Genomic DNA, 20,061 nt, shown 5'->3' on the forward strand with positions numbered 1-20,061 from the left:
TATATCTAGAGCTATTAGGAACTAGTAGGGACTAGTGGGGACGCCAGAAGGGCGGGAGGGCAGGGGACACATGGTGCGAGCGGGGCTGACAGCGGAGCGGGTAACGGCCATGGGTGCCGAGCTGGCCGACGAGGTCGGGCTCGACAAGGTGACCATGTCGCAGGTGGCGCGGCGGCTGGGCGTGAAGGACGCGAGTCTCTACGCGCACGTCCGCGGTCTGGAAGACCTGCGCGGCCGGATCGCGCTGCAGGCGGCGGACGAGAAGACCGTCCGGATCGCGATGGCGATGGCCGGGCGCTCGGGCAAGGACGCGCTGGTCGCCTACGCGAACGCCTGGCGGGAGTACGCGCAGCAGCACCCGGGGCGCTACACGGCCACCCAGACTCCGATCGAGATCGACCCGGAGCTGGTCGCGCGAGCGCCCGGACCGCGCCGCGCGGTCGAGCTGACGTACGGCATGCTGCGCGGCTACGGGCTGGCCGAGCCCGATCTGACCGACGCGGTCCGGCTGTTGCGCAGTACGTTCCACGGGTTCGTTGCCCTGGAAGCGGCCGGCGGCTTCGCGCACGAGCGTGCCCCGCGGGAGTCGTGGGTCCGGGCCCTGGACGCTCTGCACGCCCTCCTGGAGAACTGGCCCGCCGCCGAAGGGGATCGCACATGACCGAGCCGACCACCGGGAGCCTGCGCGTCAGCGGCGCGCTCCTGCACTACGAAGTACGCGGCCGGGGCCCGCTCCTGCTGCTGATCCCCGGCGGAACGGGCGGGGCGGCCGCCTTCGACGGCGTCGCCGACGCCTTGGCCGCCGAACACACCGTCGCGACCTACGACCCGCGCGGCATGTCCCGCAGCGCACTGGACGACCCCGAGGCCGAGCAGTCCGTGTCCGCGCACGCCGAGGACGCGCTGTGCGTGCTGGAACGGCTGTCGCCCGGTGAGCCCGCCCGGGTGTTCGGCGCCAGTTCGGGCGGGATCGCCGCTCTGCATCTGCTCACCACCCATCCCGAACGCGTCGCACGCGTGGTGGTGCACGAGCCGCCGGTGGTGGAGGTTCTGCCGGACGCCGCCGCGCATCGCGCCCTCCTCGCCCGCGTGCGGGAGACGTTCCACAGCCAGGGACTCGGCCCGGCGATGACCGTGTTCGCCGCGGGGCTGAGGAGGGACGGCGACAGCGGCGACAAAGGGGATAACAAGGATAAAGGTGACAGCGTTGAGCAGAGGGCCGAGAGCAGGCTTCCGCCACAAGCGGCGGGGCGGGCCGAGCGGACGCTGGCCGATCTGCCGTACTTCGTCGGCCGTATCGTTCCCGCCTTCATGGCCTACCGCCCGGACATCCGGCGGCTGGAGGCCCTGTCGGACCGGCTGGTCCTCGCCTGCGGCCGGGACTCGCGCGGCGAACTCCCCTACCGTGCGGCCGCGTTCCTGGCCGAGCGTCTCGGCAACGAGCTGCGGCACTTCCCCGGCGGGCACATCGGCCTGACCACGCACCCCGCCGCATTCGGAGAACACCTGAGGGAGGCGTTCGGCGTCCGGGGCCGACAGCCGGGCCGCGAAGCCGCGGGCGTCCCTCACACCAGCTCGGGCTGAGGCTCCCGCCGCGGTACGGGTGCGGCCTTCGGTTCCCATGCCTTCGTCGTCCGTACGTAGCCGTAGATCACCGAGCCCATCGCCAGCAGGAGCAGCGGGCCGGACGTCCAGGGGTGGGCGGCCATCTCGGTCGGCAGGTAGCGGTACGAGAGCAGAAGGGCGGCGAAGACGACGGTGCCGTAGGCGACGAGGCGGAGGGCGGTGTGGTCCCAGCCGCGGGCCTGGGCGCGCAGGGCCGCCTCGATGGTGAGGGCGAACACCACGCCGGCGATGAGGTCCACGCCGTAGTGGTAGCCGAAGCCGAGGGTGGCGCCGAGGGTGGCGACCAGCCAGAACGTGCCGGCGTAGCGCAGGAGCCGGGGGCCGGTGCGGGAGTGGACGAAGAGCACGGTGGCCCATGCCGTGTGCAGGCTGGGCATGCAGTTGCGGGGGGTTATCCCGTCGTACGTGAACGGCTGCGGGTCGGTGAGCGGTGGTGGTGTGTCCGGCCAGATGTTGGCCAGGGCCCAGTGCTCACCGCCGGTGCCGAAGGCGCCGGTGCCGTAGGTGAAGATCGGTCCGACCACCGGGAAGATCATGTAGATGCTCGGCCCGACGAGGCCTATCACCAGGAAGGTGCGTACCAGGTGATGGCGCGGGAAGCGGCGATCGGCGGCGACATGGCGCAGCTGGTACAGCGCGACGACGACCGCGGCGACCGCGAGCTGTATGTAGACCCAGTCGAGAAGGTGGGTGCCGACCGGGCCGCTGGCCCGGACGATCCGGCCCACCAGCCAGGACGGGTTGCCCAGGGCGTTGTCGGCGACCGCGACGTACTGGTCGAGCACCATCGGGCGGGTCTTGGAGGTGATGAGCAGCCAGGTGTCACCGGTCTTGCGGCCGGTGACGAGCAGCAGGCCGAGTCCGACGCCCTTCAGCAGCAGGACGCGTTCCGGGCCGGTGCGGCGTGTGACGGCGATCACCGCGTAGCCCAGGATCACCCACAACGCACCGTTGCCGAACATCATCTCGGCGTCGAGCGCCCATCGCACCAGGGCGAAGACGATGTCGATACCGATCGCCACCCCGGCCGCGACCAGGCGCTCCCGCCAGGTGAGCACCACCATCATCAGCGCCATGCTCGCGTAGAGCAGCGGGCCCGATTTGGGGGCGAATATCACCTCTTGTGCCTGCGTTGTCATCGGCCCCGGCAGGCCGTAGCCGCGTGCGGCGATCTCCAGCGCGACGAGAAATCCGAGGGCTATCACACCGGCCGTGGCCCAAAGCGCCGCCCGTGGCTGGCGCCGCGCAACCAGGGCTATTTTGTCGCTTATTCGAGAAATGGTGCGTGATGGTGTGGATATCAATTGTCTGGCCGATTTGGTAGGTATGGGGTAACTCGGTTACTCGCGGTGCTTGTTGACACGGTTTTCCGTGAAAGGCAGGCGATGCGGGCGATCGTCGTGAGTTCGAACATGTTAACGGAGGGGTGCAAGCGGATTTCGTGGTACGGCGGATGCGGCGCCGATTGGTCGCTCCCGCGTTGCCTGTCGGTCGGCGCTTCGGAGCGGGGTGCGGGGGGCGGGGAGACGGCCAGGTCCTCATGACCCGCCCCCTGGGTTCAGCCTCTGATCACGACGCAGAAGGGATGTCCGGCCGGATCGGTGAGGACTCGCCATTTGTCCTCGTGCGGTTGCGCGGCCGGTTTGCCCGCGCCCAGTTCGCGCAAGCGGGCCTCGGCCTCGTCCAAGTCCTCGACCGCGAAACAGAGATGGAGCTGCTGGGGAACTTCCTGGTCGGGCCAGGTGGGAGCCCGGTGGTCGTCGACCCGCTGAAATCCGATGGCGAGTCCGTGCTCGCCATTCAGCGCGGCGAATTCTGCATCGGATTTCGGGTGGGGTGCCAGGCCCGTGGCCTGCCGGTAGAAGTCCGCGAGTGCCAGCGGGTCGGCGCAGTCGAGCGTTATCGCATCGAGCTTCATCAGCGGGGGCATGGCAACTCCGTACTTGTGTACTTCCGTACTGGGGGCGGACTTCGCGGACTTGGGCGGAACCGGCGCGAAGTCACCAGCCTAGGGCGGTGCGAGGTGGGGAAATTCGGTGCGGTGGCCGAAAAGGCGCGCCGGGCTGCCTCTCGGCTCGCTCCGGGCCGCTCATCGGCGCGTTCTGCTGACAGCGAGGGTGCGCGTTCGAGGCTGTCCCGGTCCGCGGGCGCTCGGCATAGTGCCCGTATGACCGTGGGGTTCAGTGGAGATGTGGCCGAGTACTACGCGAAGTTCCGGCGGGGCTATCCCGAGGAGGTTCTCGACTTTCTCCAGGACTACTTCGCCCTGACCCGCGACGATGACGTGCTCGACCTCGGATGCGGCACCGGACAACTCGCGCTCCCGCTCGCTCTCCGCGTCGGCAACGTGATCGGTATGGATCCGGAACCCGACATGCTCCGGCTCGCCCGCCGGGCGGCCGGTGAGCGAGGGATCCGCAACACCACCTGGGTGCTCGGTGCGGACACCGACGTGCCTGCCCTCGGCGCCCTCCTCGGGCGCGGGTCGCCCCTCGCGATGACGGTCATCGGGCAGGCCCTGCACTGGATGCGGCACGAGGAGTTGTTCCGGGACCTGCTGCCCTTGTTCCGTGCGGGCGGCGGCGTCGCCGTGATCGCGAACGGTACGCCGCTCTGGCTCCAGGAAACGGCCTGGTCACGAGTGCTGCGTGACTGCCTGGAGCGCTACTTCGACACGGAACTCGCGGCGTCCTGCGGAACCGCCGACGAGGACCGGCTCCGGTACGCGCGGGCCCTCGACGGGACCGGTTTCTCGGACGTACGCAGCGAAGTGATCTCGTACGCCGATGAGTTGACGCTGTCTCGGCTCCTCGGGGGTCTCTACTCGGCCATCCCGGAGGAGGAACTGCCGACGCCCGCTGAACGGCCGCGGTTCGAGGCGGAGATACGGCGGGCACTGCCGCACGACGGGCCGTTCGCCGAACGGGTCGACGTCTGCGTTGTCGTGGGCCGGAGCGTGTGAGCGGGGCACCCCGGGCGGCGCGGCGTCCGTGGCGGGCGTCAACTCCCCGCCAACCCCCCTGCCGACGCTACGCCTCAACTCCCCTGCCGGTGGTACGCCTTGTTGGCGATCCGCCACCCGCTGTCGACCCGTACCAGCAGAAAGACATCCGTGAAGGTGTCCGCGCCGTGCCGGAGCGTCATGGTCGCGGTCGCGACGGTGCCGTGCACCTCCACGGAGTCGACGCGGCGGGAGCGGGTGGGCTCGTCGGAGGCCGGGTGGCCGGGGAAGAGGCGGCAGTACTCGTCCAGGGGCCAGGAGACGAAGGCGCCGTCCCGGATTCCCTCGATGTGGGCGGTGGGCAGGAAGGCCTCGCGGAAGGGGGCGGGGTCGCCGGTGGCATGGCCGCGGAGGTAGGCGTGGAGGGGTGCCAGAACGGCCGTGAGTACGGAGGCGTCCACGGCGGGGACCGCGGCCGCGAGGGCGATGTCGGTGTCGGGGGTGACACGGCTGCCGCCGTCGACGTGCGTGGGGGCGGACGCGGCATTGGCGGCGGTGAGTTCGGCCGCGCTGCGCAGGGGGATGTTCGATGCGGCGGCCAGCAGTGTCATGTCTTTGGCCAGTGCTCCGATGGTGAACTCGGCTGTGGGTGTCGCTGTCGCTGTCGTTGCGGTTGCGGTTGCGGTTGCCGGGGCGGCCGGTTGGCCACCTCGGTCGTCTCCGCCGCCCCGGCCGTCGAGGAAGCCCCGCTTGCGGGCCACGAGGCCGCCGAGCTGGCCGAGTTCGAGGACGTCGAGTACCTGGTCGCGGGGCAGGCCGAGGGCGTCGGCCTGCTGGAGACAGTCGCGCAGGGCGAGGACGGCTCCGGCGAGGCTGCTGTTGGCGACCAGCTTGAGCGCGGCGGCGGTGGCGGCGTCGTCGGCCCGGTGCACGGTGCCCAGTGCTTCGAGAACCGGCCGGACGCGAGCGAGTACGTCCTGGTCGGCGGCGGCGAGGATCTTCAGGGCGCCCGCGGCGGCGGTCGGTACGGAGCCGAGGACGGGCGCGTGGACGTAGCGCGGGCCGAGCTGCCCGGCGAGCGCGGCGGCCTCGGCGGGGGCGACGGTGCTCGTGTTCACGACGACCGTGTCGGTGCGCAGCGCGTCGCGTACCCGGTCGACGACTTCGCGGCAGGCCGGGCCGTCGAACAGGGCGAGGAGTACGACATCGGCCCGCGCCACGGCGTCGTTCGGGTCGGCGACCGTCTCGAACGCGCCCGCCGTGCGCCCGGAACGAGTCCAGCCGACAACGCGCCGGCCCTGTGCCGCCAGCCGGGCCGCCAACGCGGTGCCCATGCGGCCGAGACCCAGAACGGCGATCGTGATCGTGTGCGGTGTGGTCGTGGCTGTGGGCATCGCTGTGGCCGCGGCTGTCGTCATGGCTCCCAGCGTGCGCGGGCGCCAGGCCTGCGACAAGCGCAAATCTCGCAGGTCCGCATTGCGTGCCGCGCATACCTGCTGGTCAACTGGAGCAATGGAGCTGACGGTGTGGCGGACGTTCGTGACGGTGTGCCGACTCGGGTCGCTGTCGGCGGCGGCCGCCGAACTCGACCACACACAGTCGGCCGTCTCGCGGCAGATCGCCGGTCTGGAGCGCCAACTCGGCGTACCGCTGCTGCGGCGCCACGCGCGCGGGGTGCGCCCCACGGCGGCAGGTGAGGTGTTCCGTCGGCACGCGGTGGCGGCGCTCAACGAGGCCGACCGCGCTGTTAGGGCCGTACGCGACGTCCGTGACGGAACGGGCGGCCGCCCGCTGGCCGTTGGTGCGACGCCGTCACTGGCCGCCGGGATCGTGCCCGCCGCGATCCGAGACCTGCTGGAGACGGCCGGGCCGCTGCGGTGGAGCCTGCTGCCCGGGCTGAGCGCGCGACTGCACGAGCGCGTCGTCGCCGGTGAGCTCGACCTCGCGGTGGTCACCGACGCGCCGCCCGGCCTGCCCGACGACTCCCGCATCCAGCGGCGGTTCCTGGGCCTGGACGAGATGGTCGTCGTCGTGCCGGTCGGTCATCGGGTGGCGGGGCGCGGCAGGGTGCCCGTGAGCGAACTGGCCGACGAGACCTGGGCCGAGGACAACGACGGCTCGGCCGCACTGCTGCGTCGGCACGCCGCCCGCGCAGGAGTCACCGCCCGTATCGACCTCGCCGCGGCCGACCTGCTCGGCAAGACGGCCCTGGTCGCCACCGGCCACGCCGTCGCCCTGATCCCGGGCGCACTGACGCCCGCGCTGCGCGCCGACGTCACCACAGTCCCCCTCGTCGACCCGCCGACCCGCGGCATCCACGCGCTCACCCCGCGCCGCGACCCCCATCCGTCCGCGGCACCCCTGCTCGACCACATCGCGGCGGCCTTCGGCTCTCAGCCCGAGGAACCGGGCGAGGGCCCATCCGAAGCCCCGTCCGAGGACCCCTCCGAAGCCCCGTCGGAGTCGCCGTATGAATCCCCGTGCCAGTCCTCGCCGTCCCAGTCCTCCCAGTCCTCGTCGGCCCCGTCGTCCCCGTCCTCCTCGTCCCCCGCCCGCAGCGGGTCCTCGCCGAGGCGTACGGGCGCGGCGAGGGCGGATTCGTAGGCGGTGCGGTCGAAGACATAGGGGCCCAGGGCCAGTTCTCCCCATTCCGCGCGGAAGGGCTGCCGGAACGACGACCAGGTGACGGTGTGCGGGGTGGCGGTGATGACGGCGACGAGGGGCCAGCAGCCCCAGACGCCGCAGGAGCAGCCGAGTACGGGTGTCCTGCCGGTGGCGGCGTCCGCGAACTCGGGGCCGGGATCGCCGAGGAAGTGGCGTACGGGATCGCCGAGTTCGGAGGTGATCAGGCCGTTGTGCTGGCCGAGGAGGAACCGCTCCTGTTCGGCCGGGGTGTCCTCCTCGTGTTCCTGCCGCCAGAGTTCGCGGGTGGCCTCGGCGACGCTCGTGCGCAGGTCGGTGCCGTCGATACGGACGCCCCAGAGGGGATCGGAGACGTAGGCGCCGGTGCCGTAGTTCAGAAACTCGATGCGCTGCATGCCTGCCATCCTGCGGCGGGGCAGGGGCCCGGCGCGACCGCATTGCCGTACGGCTGCCCTCGGCCCAGCGGGCGAATCCCCTGGTCAGCACGGATTGTCAGTGGCACCTGGCACGGTGGGCCCATGACCTTGTGGACCCCGATGGATCCGTCATGAACGACCTCCCCCGCACCCTGCACACCTGGTTCACGGAGAACCGGGAACGGCTGCTGGCCCACGGCATCACCGGCGACATCCGACGCTCGCCCAACGGGCGTGACAAGTCCAGCAGTTGGCTGACCCTGGAGGCGGGCGACCGGATCGCCATGCTCATCGTCTGGAGCACCGGCGAGGCGGAGCTGGAGCTCGGCGACGCGACGACGGGAGAGGTGCGTCCGGAGCACCGCGATCTGCGCTCGATAGAGGAACTCCTCGAGGCCGTCGCGGTCGTACGGGACTGGACGCTGCCGGCCGGGACGGGGACCGGGAGCGGAACGGAAGGCGCGACGGCGGGGGCAGGGGTGGGGGTGGCCGAGTAGGGCTAGTGCCCCGGCCTGTTCGGGTACTGGGCCTTGTCGTCAGGGCCCAGCCCAGCCCAGCCCCTGCCCGGCTCCTGTCCCCACGGCCCGGTCCGCCGACCGTCCCTCAGGCCCCCGCGAGCTTACGCACCTTGACCGCCGTTCCGTAGGCGCAGATCTCCTGGTAGCCCTCGCCGAGCTCGTTGGCGTCGAAGCGCATGGCGAGGATGGCGTCCGCGCCCTTGGCCCCGGCCGCCTCGACGAGGCGGGTCTGGGCCTCGACGCGGCTTTCCTGGAGCATCTTGGTCATGCCCTTCAGCTCGCCGCCCACCAGGGACTTGAAGGCGGCGCCGATCTGGGAGCCGATGTGACGGCTGCGCACGGTGATGCCGAAGGTCTCGCCGAGGACTTCGGTCACCTCGTAGCCGGGCAGGTCGTTCATGGTCGAGAGCAACATGTCGCTGTCCTCCGGGGGTTGGGGGGAGTCGGGGTGGTGGGGAGTCGAGGTGGTGGGGCGGGACTGTCGGTGCGACCCGGCCGCCCGCCGTGCAGGATGCACCGGGCAGGGGCCGGGGAGGCGTTGCCACGCCCGGCCGGGGGCTGTCTGCCTCAGGGCCGTGCCCGCGCGTAGTGCCGGGCCACGGCGCCGAAGGCCTGCTTGGGTTCCCAGTGCCAGTCGCGGCCCGGTTCGGTGAGTTCGCGCCAGCGCGGCTTGACCAGGGCGTACGAGGCGAGGTCGAGGTCGTAGCGGGGCTCGGGCCAGTGCGGCGCGTCGGGGGACACGAAGTTGTAGACCAGGGCCGCGTACAGGTCCATCGACTCGAAGACGTCCAGCAGACCCGCCAGATGCCTCGCCTGGGTGCGTTCGCTGCGGACGAGGTTGCCCTTGATCTGCTGCGGCACCTTCTCGTAGTCCACGACGTCCCAGCCCATGCCGCCCTGCTCCGGGGCGCCCCGGTACGTACAGGTGCCGAACTCCGAGACCACGACCGGCTTTCCCCAGCGCCGGTACGTACGCAGCCTGCGGACGTGGTCCGCGCGGCGCGGGAACGAGGAGTAGTAGTTGACGCTGACGAGGTCGAAGAGCCGCCAGTCGACCGGGTCCTCCTCCGCGGCGCCGTAGGTCAGTTTCCCGTGGAACACGGACCGGCCGGTGCGCGCCGCCTTGGCGATGAACTCGTTCAGGCGGCGCATCATCCGCTCTGGGTCGTAGTTGCCCTTGGACAGGTTCTCGATGCGTTCGAGGACGTTGTCGCCGGGCACGATCCCCGGCACGAAGAGCAGGAACTCGCAGCCCACGCTGAGGTGAACGGCCGCGCCCTGCCTGCGCAGGCGCTCGGCCTGCCGCCCGGTCTCCGCGAGGTGGTCGAGGATCTCCCGCTGCGGCCGGTCCGAGAGGCGGGGCTGCAGCCAGACGTGCAGGCCGCGTTCCGCCGCCTCGTTGGCCGTGTCCCGCAGGCGTTCGACACCGTCGCCGAAGACGGACACCGAACTCGCGTGCAGGTCCTTGTCGATCGCGCGGAGGTCCGCCCGCATACGCGCCGCGGACCAGCCGGTGTGCGGCGTCTCCCCGCCGATGACCTCGTAGCAGACACCGCGGTACGTGAGCCCGCCGCGCCGCTTCGCCGCGGTACGTGCGGCGGCGTTGCCCTCCGCCTCCGCGGCCGCCTTGTCTGCGGTCCCGGTCCCGGTCCCGCTGCGGGTTCCGGTGCCGGTGGCCTCTGTGGCCTCGGCGCTGCCCGGGCCGTTGCCCGTCAGCAGCAGGCCGCCCGTCGTGCCCGCGACACCGGCCGCTGCCGCCGCCGTGAGGAACCGCGCCCGGCTGATCCTCCTGCCGCTGCTTCGGCTCCCGCCCCGGCCCCCGCTTCGGCTCCCGCTCCCGCTTCCGTCGCCGTCGTCGCTTCCGTCGCGCATGTGCCGCCTCCCGCCGTCGCGCCTGTCGGCCGTCGTCCCGTCGGCCGTCCTCGTCGCCCGCCGGGGCCGCGTCCACGCTGGTGAGGCTCGGCCCCGGCGGTACGCCACCAGCATGGGAGGGCCGTCCGGTCGCGGGCGTCGGCCGATGGTCTACGGGCCCGCGACCTTGGTAGGACCCGGCGAGGGGGTTGAGGTCCACAGGGTGGTGATCCAACGGAAAAGCGGGCGGAAGGCCGCCGGGGCCAGGGGAGTTGAACGTCCGACGGCACACCCCCCACCCGCTGCGGGACCCCTCAAGCCCCCACGCTGCCGTCGATCCCCTCGCGCAGGAAGTCCGCGTGACCGTTGTGGCGTGCGTACTCGTGGATCAGGTGCAGCATGACCAGGCGCAGCGAGACGTCCGCGCCCCAGCGGGGTTGATGGCCGACGACGTCGAGGGACTCGGCGGCCTCCTCGATGCGCCGGGCGTGCGCGACCTCGCGTTCCCAGGCCGCGAACGCCTCGGTGGCCGAGGCCTCGCGGGCGTCGTAGGCGACCTGGTAGTCGCCGTCCTCGGACCAGACCAGGGGCACGTCCTCGCCGTTGATGACCCGGCGGAACCAGGTGCGTTCGACCTCCGCCATGTGCCGCACCAGGCCGAGCAGGGACAGGGTGGACGGCGGCATCGACCGCTGCCGCAGGTCCTCCTCGCTCAGGCCCTCGCACTTCATGGCAAGGGTGGCGCGGTGGAAGTCGAGATAGGCGCGCAGCGTCGCGCGTTCCCCCTCGCGCAGCGGTGGGTTGGTGCGTTCGACGGCCATGGTGCTCCGGTCCTCCCGTTCGGTCCCCGGCATCGGTACACGGGGGATTGCCAGCCGCGTCGCGCGTCGCGGAAGAGCGCCGCTCGCAGCAGAGTCCTCCGAACTCGTCCGAACCCCTCCGGACTCCTTCGAGCTCCTACGAAGTGGCCCGGGTCGCACCCCTCCGAACTCCCGCGTACGGCTGAGCCGTTGACGCTACCCCGGGACCCGCGGCCCGGTACGGCGAAATGGGCTCGACCTCGGCCCCCGCGGCGGGGTGCACTGACCTCATGACATCTCCCGTGGAAGAACTGCTTCCCGCCACCCGCCGTGCCCTGCTGCACCGCATCGCCGTCGCCCAGACGGAAGGCCGTACGCCGTCTCTCGTCGCCGCCGTGGTCCGGGGCGGGAAACCGGTCTGGAGTGAGGCCCGGACTTGCGTGGACGGGCACGCCCCGGACCTCGACGTCCAGTACCGCATCGGTTCGATCACCAAGACCTTCACGGCGGTCCTGGTGATGCGGCTGCGGGACGAGGGACTGCTCGACCTCGGCGATCCGCTGGACAAGCACCTCCCCGGCACCGGGGCCGGAGAGGCCACCATCGCCGAACTGCTCGCCCACACCGGGGGACTCGCCGCCGAATCGCCCGGCCCCTGGTGGGAACGCACCCCCGGCAGCCTGCGCCCCGAACTCGCCGATGTGCTGGGCGAGCAGCCACTACGGCATCCGGTCGGCCGCCGCCACCACTACTCCAACCCCGGGTACACCCTGCTCGGCGCCCTGGTGGAACGCCTGCGCGGTGCACCCTGGGAAGAAGTGCTGCGGGCCGAGATCCTGGAGCCGCTGGATCTGCGCCGTACGAGCGGGGCGCCGCAGTCCCCGCACGCGGGCGGCTGGGCCGTCCACCCTTGGGCGGACGTGATGATGCCGGAGCCGCTGGAGGACCTGGGCCGGATGGCCGCGGCCGGTCAACTCTGGTCCACAGCGGGCGACCTGGCCCGCTTCGCGGCCTTCCTGACGCACGGCGACGAGCGGGTGCTCGGCTCCGAGTCGCTCCTGGAGATGCGGACGCCCGCCGCCCCCGCCGAGACCTCTGAGCTCGCCTCCGGCACGGGGTACGGCCTGGGTCTGCAACTCCAGCTCCGGGACGGGCGGGTGCTCGCCGGTCACTCCGGCTCGCTGCCGGGCTTCCTGGCGAACCTCGTCTTCAGCCCGGAGGAGGACCTCGGTGCCGTGGTCCTCACCAACTGCACCTCCGGCCCCGCCGTCTCCCTGGTGGCCGCGGACCTGCTCCGGATCGTCGCCGAGGCCGAGCCGCGCATCCCGGAGCCCTGGCGGCCGCTGACCGAACTCGACGACTCCCTGCTCGAGTTGGCCGGGCCCTGGTACTGGGGGACCGCGACCGTGGCGCTCCGTCCGTCGAGCGAGGGTGGTCTCTCCCTCGGACCGCTGGAAGGCGCCGGGCGGCGTTCCCGTTTCCGGGCCAACGGCGATGGGACGTGGACCGGCCTCGACGGCTACTACGCGGGCGAGTTGCTGCGTGCGGTCCGGCGCCCGGACGGCACGGTGAGCCATCTCGACCTGGGCTCGTTCGTCTTCACCCGGGAGCCCTACGAGAAGGGGGCACCGGTCCCCGGCGGCGTAGACCCCGAGGGCTGGCGCCCGCTGCCCCGGTAACTCTCGTAACCCGACGAGGGCCATCACCGGACGGCCGCCCGCCCGGCGCCGGTCGGTGATCCAGTAGGTGAGTCACCAACTGCTGTGTCCCGGGCGGGTGTTTCACGTGAAACAACGTGCAGCGCCCGCCCGCGACGACGCCTCACTGCCGCTCACTGCCGCGTCAGAGGGCCAGCTTGAAGCCCACGTGGGAGCCGGTGAACCCGAGGCGCTCGTAGAACCGGTGCGCATCGGTGCGGGTGGCGTCGGAGGTGAGCTGGACCAACTGGCAGTCCTGACGGCGGGATTCCTCGATGGCCCACTCGATGAGCTGTCCCCCGAGGCCGCTGCCGCGCGCATCGGCGTGGATCCGTACCGCCTCGATGAGCGAACGCGTCGCGCCCTTGCGGGACAGGCCCGGGATGATCGTGAGCTGAAGGGTGCCGATGACCTTGCCGTCCCGTACGGCGACGACCAGATGCTGGTTCGGGTCCTCGGCGAGGCGGGTGAAGGCGTCACGGTACGGGGTGAGATCGTCCGGCGACTCGCGCTGGGCGCCCAGTGGGTCGTCGGCGAGCATGTCCACGATCGCCTGAAGGTCACCCGGCGTCGCGGGCCTGATCTCGATGTCCATGAATCCGCAGCCTAAGCGGTGGCCGGGCAGTAGCTCCCGGCGGGCCGGGCGGCGGGGTCAGGAGCCCGTGGGTGCCGAGGCGAGCGGGACTCCTGCTGTCTCCACGGCCCTTACCAGCGGCGCGAGTTGGGGGTCGCGCGCCGCCTCGTCGAGCGCTTCGCGCAGTGCGGCGTCGTTGGTGGGGCGGGCCTCGTCGAGCAGCTTGTGGCCCTCTTCGCTGACATCGGTGTAGATGCCGCGGCGGTCGGTGGGGCAGAGGTAGCGGCGCAGCAGGCCGCGGTCCTCCAGGCGTGTGACCAGGCGGGTCGTCGCGCTCTGGCTCAGTACGACGGCGTCGGCGACCTGCTTCATCTGCAGATGGCCGCCCTCGCCGTTGTGCTGGCGGCTCAGGGTGTTCAGGAGCGAGTACTCGCGGACGCTGAGCCCGTGTCCGGACTGGAGCGCCTTCTCGATGTGCGCCTCGATCCGCCCGTGCAGCAGCGAGAGCGCGCACCACCTCTGGGCCAGCGCGGTGAGTGCGGGATCCGTGGCAGCCATGGTCCGGAGCCTCCTCGCCGTTCGTCCCTCGCAGGTCGTCCTCTTCCGGACCGAGGATACGCCACCCGGGGCGATAGCCCGCGCTTGCAAATAAAGCGCGTCTGCAATTATTGTCGACGCGTTATATAGGCACGTGCAAGAAAAGTCTGGGAAGGTGGCACATGCCCCTCGCGCTCCTCGCCCTGGCGGTCGGGGCCTTCGGTATCGGCACCACGGAATTCGTGATCATGGGCCTGCTGCCCGAGGTCGCCGACGACTACGGGGTCTCCATCCCCACCGCCGGTCTCCTGGTCACCGGCTATGCGCTCGGCGTCATGATCGGGGCGCCGATCATGACCGCGCTCGGCACCAAGGTCACCCGTAAACGGATGCTGATGGTCCTGATGGGGCTCTTCATCGCCGGGAACCTGCTCTCCGCGGTCGCCCCGAGCTTCGAGGTGATGCTCTCGGGCCGGATCCTCGCCTCCCTCGCCCACGGCGCCTTCTTCGGCATCGGCTCGGTCGTCGCCGCGGACCTGGTGGCCGCCGAGCGGAAGGCCGCGGCCATCGCGATGATGTTCACCGGTCTGACGGTCGCCAATGTGGTGGGAGTGCCGCTCGGCACGCTGATCGGCCAGCACGCGGGCTGGCGGGTGACCTTCGCCCTGGTCGCGGGACTCGGTGTGCTCGGCCTGCTCGGGGTCGCCGCCCTGGTACCGGACACGGCCCGGCCCGAGGGCGTGCGCCTGCGCCACGAGGTCGCCGTCTTCCGCAACGTCCAGGTCCTGCTCGCCATGGCGATGACGGTGCTCGGCTTCGGCGGGGTCTTCGCGGCGATCACCTACATCGCCCCGATGATGCGCGAGGAGGCGGGCTACGCCGACTCCTCCGTGACCTGGCTGCTCATCCTCTTCGGCCTCGGCATGGTCGGCGGCAACCTGGTCGGCGGGCGCTTCGCGGACCGCGCCCTGATGCCGATGCTCCACGTCTCGCTGAGCGGGCTGACCGTGGTCCTCGCCCTGTTCACGGTCACCGCACAGAACAAGATCACCGCCGCCGTGACGCTCTTCCTGATCGGCGCCATGGGCTTCGCCTCGGTGCCCTCGCTCCAAAAGCGCGTACTCGACCAGGCCGCGGGCGCTCCGACGCTGGCCTCGGCGATGAACATCGGCGCCTTCAACCTGGGCAACGCCCTCTCCGCCTGGCTCGGCGGCCTGGTGATCTCGGCCGGCCTCGGCTACACCGCGCCGAACTGGGTCGGCGCCCTGCTCGCCGGTTCCGCGCTGCTGCTCGCCGTACTGTCCGCCGCGCTGGAGCGCCGTGCGAAGTCGGCGCCCAGCAGGATCGTGGCCGGCGCGGGACCGGCCCGGGAGCGCGCATCCGAGTCGCTGCGCCTCGGCGGGGACGGACCACGCGCCTGACAGGGCTCGCGTACAGCCGACCGGTGGGACGCGAAGCGGTTCAGGCGGCGGCGACCGTGAGCGGAGCGAAACGGCGCCGCCAGTCGCCCGGCAGTACCGGCGCACCCGCGAGCATGACCGTGGTGAACTCGCCGCCGCGCAGGCCCTGTTCCCCGGCCCAGCCGAGCAACTCCTCGTGGCGTACGTCGATATCGGTACGCAGCTCGCGCGCGGTCCCGGCCGCGAGCGCGGCGAACAGGGCCCGGGCCGTGGCGGTGTCCTCGGCGATCAAGGGCCCGATCACATCGTGGTGCGTGTTCGGCCAGGAGGCCGCGAACCCGGTGAGGCGGCCCCGCGCCTCGGCCACCCGGAACTGGTGGGCGAAGGCCGGGAGGCGGGTGATCAGGTGCGTGCGGTCCAGGCCGAAGATCTCCGCGTCCAGGCGCAGGATCGCGGGGAGGTCCTCGGCCGAGGCCGGACGCGTCGCGATGCCAAGCACGGGACCGGTGTCCGCGAGGCGGCCCACGAGCGTCTCCGCCCGCGTCACCTCGCGGAAGCCGAGACGCTCGTAGAGCGGACGCCCGGTGGAGGTGGCGTGCAGGGTCAGCGCACCGGCTCCGGACTCGGCGAGTACGTGCCGCATCAGCCGTAGCCCGAGCCCCCTGCGCTGGTGGTGCTCGGCGACCAACACCATGCCGATCGCGCCGAGTTCGGGCTTCTCGTACGTTCCGAACCGGGTGAGGGTGCAGACACAGGCCAGCCCCTCGCCCGACGGATCGTCGACCCCGAATCCGGCGCCCGCCGTGAGTAGGAACCCCCATTTGTGCTCCTCGCTCGACCACCCCCGCGACTGCGCCAGATCGGCACAGGCGAGCAGATCGCGTCGGCTGAGGCGGCGGATGGGGAGTTCCAAGAGGTCAGGTGTCGACACGCAGGTCAGGCTGTCGGACGAAGACCTCCGGCGTCCACCGTTTTGCGGGCGGCAGGGTTCTCGCGGGCCTGGGACCGCTGCTTTCGGCCACGCCGGGTGAGCCCCCAGGGCTTGAGCAGGGAGACGGCCGTCAGGAAGACATAGGTGGCGAGTGCGACGGACGGGGCCACGACGAGATTGACCGTATCCGTGACGGGTTCTCCCGCCATGGCCTCGGCCGCGGCGGTGTTGATCCCCGGCCTGAGCGAGAAGACGGTCAGCCCCGTGGCGATCAACGACACCCAGAACTTGACCGAGACCCAACGGTGTTGGAGGAGCCCCCACTGCGTACCGAGCGACAGCACCAGACCCGTCGCCAGCGTGGTGAAGGCCATCGGCAGCAGCAGCCAGTCGGCGAACATCTTCATCGAGCGGTACGAGGCCTCGGCGGCCTCCGGCGAGCCGGTGGCCGCCGCCGTGATCGCGAGCGCGAGCAACCCGAGCGAGAGCCCCAGCCAGCCGACCGAGGCACAGACATGGAGTACGAGAAAGGCCCTGCGTGAGGGGCGGCGAAGTTTCACGTGAAACACCGTGCCGCCGCGAGCGGGTGTGCCGCGTCTGACGGCGGGAGTAACCGGGGCTACTGGCCTGGGCGTAGGCGGGCGCCCGGACCGGGCCGAACGACCCGCCTTATCCCAGGTCGGCGGCGTGCATCGCGCGTACGCCTTCCACGTTGCCGTCGAGGTAGTGGCGCAGGGACAGCGGCACCAGATGCACGGAGGCGATGCCGACCCGGGTGAAGGGCACCCGCACGATCTCGTACTCGCCGCGTGGCTCGTCGACCTCGGGGCCGTGCCGCTGGCCGAGGTCCATCGATTCGAGGCGGCACACGAAGAAGTGCTGGACCTTCACCCCGGTCGCGCCGCCGTCCGCGCCGATGTGCTCGACGGTGTCCACGAAACAGGGCACGACATGGGAGATCTTGGCGCCGAGTTCCTCGTGGACCTCACGGTGGAGCGCGTCGACGACGGTGGCGTCCTCGGGCTCCACGCCGCCGCCGGGGGTGACCCAGTACGGATCGACTCCGGGCTTGGTCCGCTTGATCAGGATGAACTCGTCGCCGTCGAGAAGGACGGCACGTGCGGTGCGCTTGACCACGGGTCGGACGGTCATGGAAGAAATGTGGCCCCGGGCATTGGCCGTGAAACCTCTTGTGGCGCGGGTCGTTCGCACCGCCCCGGACCGCCGGACCCGTGGCTTGTAGTGCTCAGCCCCGCTGGTCGAGCGCCGTATCCAGGGCGCGCAGCACGTCCGCGACCAGGTCCTCGGTGTTCTCGGCGCCCGCCGAGAACCGGACGAAGCCCTCGGCGACGGCGTCCCCGCCCCAGCGGCCGCGCCGCTCGGCGGTGGACCGTACCCCGCCGAAACTCGTGGCGTCGTCGACCAGGTGCAGGGCGTCGAGGAAGCGCTCGGCGTGGGCGCGCGAGGGCAGCGTGAAGGAGACAACGCAGCCGAAGCGGTGCATCTGCCGCGCGGCCACCGCGTGCGAGGGGTCCTCGGGCAGACCGGGGTAGCGCAGCCCGGACACCTCGGTGCGGGAGCGCAACGCCTGCGCGAGGGCGAGCGCGTTGGCGTTCTGGCGCTCGGCACGCAGCTCCAGGGTGGCCAGCGAGCGGTGGGCGAGCCACGCCTCCATCGGCCCCTGGATCGCGCCGACGACCTTGCGCCAGTTGCGTACGGACGCGGCCAGCGCGGCGTCCCGGCAGACCACGTACCCGAGCAGGACGTCCCCGTGGCCGGTGAGCTGCTTGGTGCCACTGGCCACCGCGAAGTCCGCGCCGAGTTCCAGCGGGCGCTGCCCGAGCGGGGTGGCCAGGGTGTTGTCGACGGCGACCAGGGCGCCGCCCGCGTGCGCGCGGTCGGCGAGGCGCCGTACGTCGCAGACGTCCAGGCCGGGGTTGGACGGGGTCTCGATCCACAGCAGCCGTGCGCCGTCGAGCACTTCGAGCTGGGCGTCCCCACCGGTGGGAGCCGTACGGACCTCGATACCGAACGCGGTGAGCTGCTCCCGTACGAGCGGCAGTGCCTGGTAGCCGTCGTCGGGCAGGACGACCGCCTCCCCGGCGCGCAACTGGGAGAAGAGCACCGCCGAGATGGCGGCCATGCCGGAGGCGAAGACGAGCGTCTCGGTCCCGTCGACGCCGGGCGCCTCCAGTTCGCCGATGGCGCGTTCCAGCTGGGTCCAGGTCGGATTGCCGTCCCGGCCGTAGGTGTACGCCCCGGTGGGCTCGCCCGGCAGGTGGTAGTGCGCGGCGAAGACGGGACCCGGCATGCTCGGCTCGTGCTTCACCGGTGCCGGAAGTCCGGCGCGCACCGCCCGGGTGCCCTCGCCCGTCGTGCCCGCCCCGGGCTCCGGCGTGTTCGCCGTCATGACCGCTCCTTCACTTCCTCACGCACCGCCCCGAGGAGCCCGTCCACCGCCGACTCGACCTCGGCCAGGCAGGTCTCGAATCCCTCGAGGTCACCGTAGTAAGGGTCCGCCACCTCCGCTTCGGTGCCCGCGGCGGGGTCGTAGGAGCGCAGCAGGCGCACCTTGGCGGCGTCCTCGGGGCCGGGGGCCAGGCGCCGCAGCTCCCGCAGGTGTTCGCGGTCGAGAGCGATCACCAGGTCGAGGCGGGAGAACCACTCGGCACGGAACTGCCGGGCGACGTGGTGGCCCGGATATCCGGCCGCCTCAAGCACGGACACGGTCCGCGGATCGGCTCCGTCGCCCTCGTGCCAGCCGCCCGTTCCGGCGCTGTCGGTCTCCACGAGCGCGTCCAGGCCCGCCTCCTGAAGCCGTGCGCGGAAGACGATCTCGGCCATCGGCGAGCGGCAAATGTTGCCCGTGCAGACGAAGCAGACGCGGTAGGCCAAGGTGCTCAGTCCTCGTCCGGCAGGGCCAGGTGCAGCGCCCAGGAGACGATCGAGATGATCAGGCCGCCGAGTACCGCCGTCCAGAAGCCCTCGACGTGGAAGCTCACGTCCAGCTTGTCCGCCAGCCACGAGGTCAGCAGCAGCATGAGCGCGTTGACCACCAGTGTGATCAGGCCCAGCGTCAGGATGAACAGCGGGAAGGTCAGCACCTTGACCACCGGCTTCACCAGGAAGTTCACCAGACCGAAGAGCAGCGCCACGACGATCAGGGTGAGCGCCTTGTTCGCGGTGCTGTCCCCGGTCAGCGTGATCTTGTCGAGCACCCAGACCGCGACCAGGAGCGCTCCCGCATTGGCCAGCGTCTTGACTACGAAATTCTTCATGGGTCTGATCGTGGCAGACACGGCGGATCAATGGACCTGCCCGTCCGGAAGAAGGACGGACCGCACCGCCGCGGCACGGCAGGCGCACGGCGAGGAGCACAGCACCGCGATGAAGGCTTTCCGGCTGGAAGAACTCGAAGTGGAGCGCGCCGCGAACGACGGCGCGTATCTGCAGTTCCTGCGGGAGCGGAACATGTCGGTCGGCCTGTACGCGCTCGACGCCGGACAGACCGACCCTCAGCAGCCGCACCGCCAGGACGAGGTCTACTTCGTCGTCAGCGGCCGGGCGGCCATCACCGTCGGCGAGGAGACCACACCGGTGGCGCGCGGCAGCGTCGTCTACGTGCCCGCCGGTGTCCCGCACAAGTTCCACCACATCAGCGAGGACCTGCGTGTGATGGTCGTCTTCTCGCCGCCCGAGAGCTGAACCCGGCGGGCGCGTGTCCCCGGGTCGTACGCGGACCCGGGATTCCCTAGGGGGAGGTTCAGGGATCGGCGAGGGGTGCGAGGGCTCCTTTCGTGCGGCGCGCCGCCTAGCATCGACAGCGAGGACGACAAGGTGCCGAGGTGCCCCGAGCGGCTGGACGAGAGGCAAGGACGATGGCTGGGCGAGGATTCTTCGCGGGTTTGCCCGGGTGGGTGAAGTGGGTCGCGGTGCCCCTGCTGGCCCTGGTCGTCTTCGGCGGTGTGCTGGGCGGCATCCTCTCCTTCCTGTTCGGACTGCTGTTCAAGGTGCTGCTCCTGGTGGCCCTGGTGGCGGGCCTGATCTACGTCGTACGGAAGGTCACCCGCTCCGGGGCGGGGCGCGGGGACTTGTAGGCGCGCTACGGCGCGCGAGGCGCAGGGCGG

Annotated in this window: 23 protein-coding genes and 1 pseudogene; 9 read left to right on the forward strand and 15 right to left on the reverse strand. The window is 71.3% G+C overall.

Annotated features, from left to right (window positions below; all coding sequences use genetic code 11):
• The first annotated feature begins 70 nt into the window (after positions 1-70).
• Positions 71-661, forward strand: coding sequence for a TetR/AcrR family transcriptional regulator (locus HUT18_RS16985; RefSeq protein WP_176101490.1), 591 nt, complete (start codon positions 71-73; stop codon positions 659-661).
• On the forward strand, positions 658-1,584 hold the full coding sequence (locus HUT18_RS16990; protein WP_176101491.1) for an alpha/beta fold hydrolase: 927 nt from the start codon (positions 658-660) through the stop codon (positions 1,582-1,584). Before HUT18_RS16985 ends, HUT18_RS16990 begins: the two co-directional genes overlap by 4 nt.
• On the opposite strand, the gene HUT18_RS16995 is transcribed toward HUT18_RS16990, so the two are convergent.
• Positions 1,566-2,831: a phosphatase PAP2 family protein gene (locus HUT18_RS16995; protein WP_176101492.1), complete on the reverse strand. Its 1,266-nt coding sequence runs from the start codon at positions 2,829-2,831 to the stop codon at positions 1,566-1,568. The genes HUT18_RS16990 and HUT18_RS16995 overlap by 19 nt on opposite strands.
• A 353-nt stretch (positions 2,832-3,184) precedes the next feature.
• A complete protein-coding gene (locus tag HUT18_RS17000; protein ID WP_176101493.1) occupies positions 3,185-3,556 on the reverse strand; it encodes a VOC family protein in 372 nt (123 codons plus the stop codon).
• Between the two features lie 237 nt (positions 3,557-3,793).
• Between HUT18_RS17000 and HUT18_RS17005 the strand changes: the two genes are divergently transcribed.
• Complete coding sequence (locus HUT18_RS17005; RefSeq protein WP_176101494.1) at positions 3,794-4,588, forward strand: class I SAM-dependent methyltransferase; 795 nt, start codon at positions 3,794-3,796, stop codon at positions 4,586-4,588.
• Between the two features lie 74 nt (positions 4,589-4,662).
• On the opposite strand, the gene HUT18_RS17010 is transcribed toward HUT18_RS17005, so the two are convergent.
• Positions 4,663-5,961 (reverse strand): nuclear transport factor 2 family protein, encoded by a 1,299-nt coding sequence (locus HUT18_RS17010; RefSeq protein ID WP_176104593.1) that lies wholly within the window; start codon positions 5,959-5,961, stop codon positions 4,663-4,665.
• Positions 5,962-6,079: 118 nt separating this feature from the next.
• Between HUT18_RS17010 and HUT18_RS17015 the strand changes: the two are divergent.
• Positions 6,080-6,961, forward strand: a pseudogene (locus HUT18_RS17015) (LysR family transcriptional regulator); the annotation flags it as partial.
• Here the strand turns inward: HUT18_RS17015 and HUT18_RS33805 are convergent.
• A complete protein-coding gene (locus HUT18_RS33805) occupies positions 6,961-7,605 on the reverse strand; it encodes a hypothetical protein (protein WP_254878646.1) in 645 nt (214 codons plus the stop codon). The pseudogene HUT18_RS17015 and the gene HUT18_RS33805 sit on opposite strands and share 1 nt — an antisense overlap.
• Positions 7,606-7,757: 152 nt before the next feature.
• Here HUT18_RS33805 and HUT18_RS17020 point away from each other — a divergent pair, with 152 nt between their 5' ends.
• Positions 7,758-8,123, forward strand: a complete 366-nt coding sequence (locus HUT18_RS17020) for a hypothetical protein (protein WP_176101496.1) — start codon at positions 7,758-7,760, stop codon at positions 8,121-8,123.
• Between the two features lie 106 nt (positions 8,124-8,229).
• On the opposite strand, the gene HUT18_RS17025 is transcribed toward HUT18_RS17020, so the two are convergent.
• From HUT18_RS17025 to HUT18_RS17035, 3 genes are all read right to left on the reverse strand, one after another.
• The gene (locus HUT18_RS17025; RefSeq protein ID WP_176101497.1) at positions 8,230-8,559 is read right to left on the reverse strand and encodes a YbjQ family protein; all 330 of its coding nucleotides are present in this window, start codon (positions 8,557-8,559) and stop codon (positions 8,230-8,232) included.
• Positions 8,560-8,711: 152 nt separating this feature from the next.
• Entirely contained in the window at positions 8,712-10,016 is a 1,305-nt protein-coding gene (locus tag HUT18_RS17030) for an abortive phage infection protein (RefSeq protein WP_254878647.1), read from the reverse strand.
• Positions 10,017-10,309: 293 nt separating this feature from the next.
• Positions 10,310-10,816, reverse strand: a complete 507-nt coding sequence (locus HUT18_RS17035; RefSeq protein WP_176101498.1) for a DinB family protein — start codon at positions 10,814-10,816, stop codon at positions 10,310-10,312.
• Positions 10,817-11,085: 269 nt separating this feature from the next.
• Here HUT18_RS17035 and HUT18_RS17040 point away from each other — a divergent pair, with 269 nt between their 5' ends.
• The gene (locus HUT18_RS17040; protein ID WP_176101499.1) at positions 11,086-12,474 is read left to right on the forward strand and encodes a serine hydrolase; all 1,389 of its coding nucleotides are present in this window, start codon (positions 11,086-11,088) and stop codon (positions 12,472-12,474) included.
• Between the two features lie 163 nt (positions 12,475-12,637).
• Here HUT18_RS17040 and HUT18_RS17045 read toward each other — a convergent pair whose 3' ends face one another.
• Entirely contained in the window at positions 12,638-13,087 is a 450-nt protein-coding gene (locus HUT18_RS17045; protein ID WP_176101500.1) for a GNAT family N-acetyltransferase, read from the reverse strand.
• Between the two features lie 57 nt (positions 13,088-13,144).
• Entirely contained in the window at positions 13,145-13,624 is a 480-nt protein-coding gene (locus HUT18_RS17050; protein WP_176101501.1) for a MarR family winged helix-turn-helix transcriptional regulator, read from the reverse strand.
• Positions 13,625-13,785: 161 nt separating this feature from the next.
• Here HUT18_RS17050 and HUT18_RS17055 point away from each other — a divergent pair, with 161 nt between their 5' ends.
• Positions 13,786-15,024: an MFS transporter gene (locus HUT18_RS17055; protein WP_176101502.1), complete on the forward strand. Its 1,239-nt coding sequence runs from the start codon at positions 13,786-13,788 to the stop codon at positions 15,022-15,024.
• A gap of 40 nt (positions 15,025-15,064) precedes the next feature.
• On the opposite strand, the gene HUT18_RS17060 is transcribed toward HUT18_RS17055, so the two are convergent.
• The 6 genes from HUT18_RS17060 to HUT18_RS17085 all read right to left on the reverse strand — a co-directional run bounded on the left by HUT18_RS17060 (position 15,065) and on the right by HUT18_RS17085 (position 19,212).
• Positions 15,065-15,934: a GNAT family N-acetyltransferase gene (locus HUT18_RS17060; RefSeq protein WP_176101503.1), complete on the reverse strand. Its 870-nt coding sequence runs from the start codon at positions 15,932-15,934 to the stop codon at positions 15,065-15,067.
• Positions 15,935-15,939: 5 nt separating this feature from the next.
• Positions 15,940-16,494 (reverse strand): DUF2269 domain-containing protein, encoded by a 555-nt coding sequence (locus HUT18_RS17065; protein ID WP_176101504.1) that lies wholly within the window; start codon positions 16,492-16,494, stop codon positions 15,940-15,942.
• A gap of 109 nt (positions 16,495-16,603) precedes the next feature.
• Positions 16,604-17,086 (reverse strand): NUDIX domain-containing protein, encoded by a 483-nt coding sequence (locus tag HUT18_RS17070; protein ID WP_176101505.1) that lies wholly within the window; start codon positions 17,084-17,086, stop codon positions 16,604-16,606.
• A 94-nt stretch (positions 17,087-17,180) separates the two neighbouring features.
• Positions 17,181-18,344: a cystathionine gamma-lyase gene (locus HUT18_RS17075; RefSeq protein ID WP_176101506.1), complete on the reverse strand. Its 1,164-nt coding sequence runs from the start codon at positions 18,342-18,344 to the stop codon at positions 17,181-17,183.
• Entirely contained in the window at positions 18,341-18,829 is a 489-nt protein-coding gene (locus HUT18_RS17080) for a low molecular weight protein-tyrosine-phosphatase (protein ID WP_176101507.1), read from the reverse strand. The genes HUT18_RS17075 and HUT18_RS17080 overlap by 4 nt, the downstream gene beginning before the upstream one ends.
• 5 nt (positions 18,830-18,834) lie before the next feature.
• A complete protein-coding gene (locus HUT18_RS17085; protein ID WP_176101508.1) occupies positions 18,835-19,212 on the reverse strand; it encodes a phage holin family protein in 378 nt (125 codons plus the stop codon).
• A gap of 109 nt (positions 19,213-19,321) precedes the next feature.
• Between HUT18_RS17085 and HUT18_RS17090 the strand changes: the two genes are divergently transcribed.
• Positions 19,322-19,639, forward strand: a complete 318-nt coding sequence (locus HUT18_RS17090; protein ID WP_176104595.1) for a cupin domain-containing protein — start codon at positions 19,322-19,324, stop codon at positions 19,637-19,639.
• A 173-nt stretch (positions 19,640-19,812) separates the two neighbouring features.
• Positions 19,813-20,031 carry a DUF5326 family protein gene (locus tag HUT18_RS17095; protein WP_176101509.1) on the forward strand — a complete coding sequence of 73 codons (219 nt, stop codon included), beginning with the start codon at positions 19,813-19,815 and terminating at the stop codon, positions 20,029-20,031.
• Positions 20,032-20,061: the final 30 nt, after the last annotated feature.

Source organism: Streptomyces sp. NA04227 (assembly GCF_013364195.1).
In the GTDB taxonomy this organism is placed as follows: Bacteria; Actinomycetota; Actinomycetes; order Streptomycetales; family Streptomycetaceae; genus Streptomyces.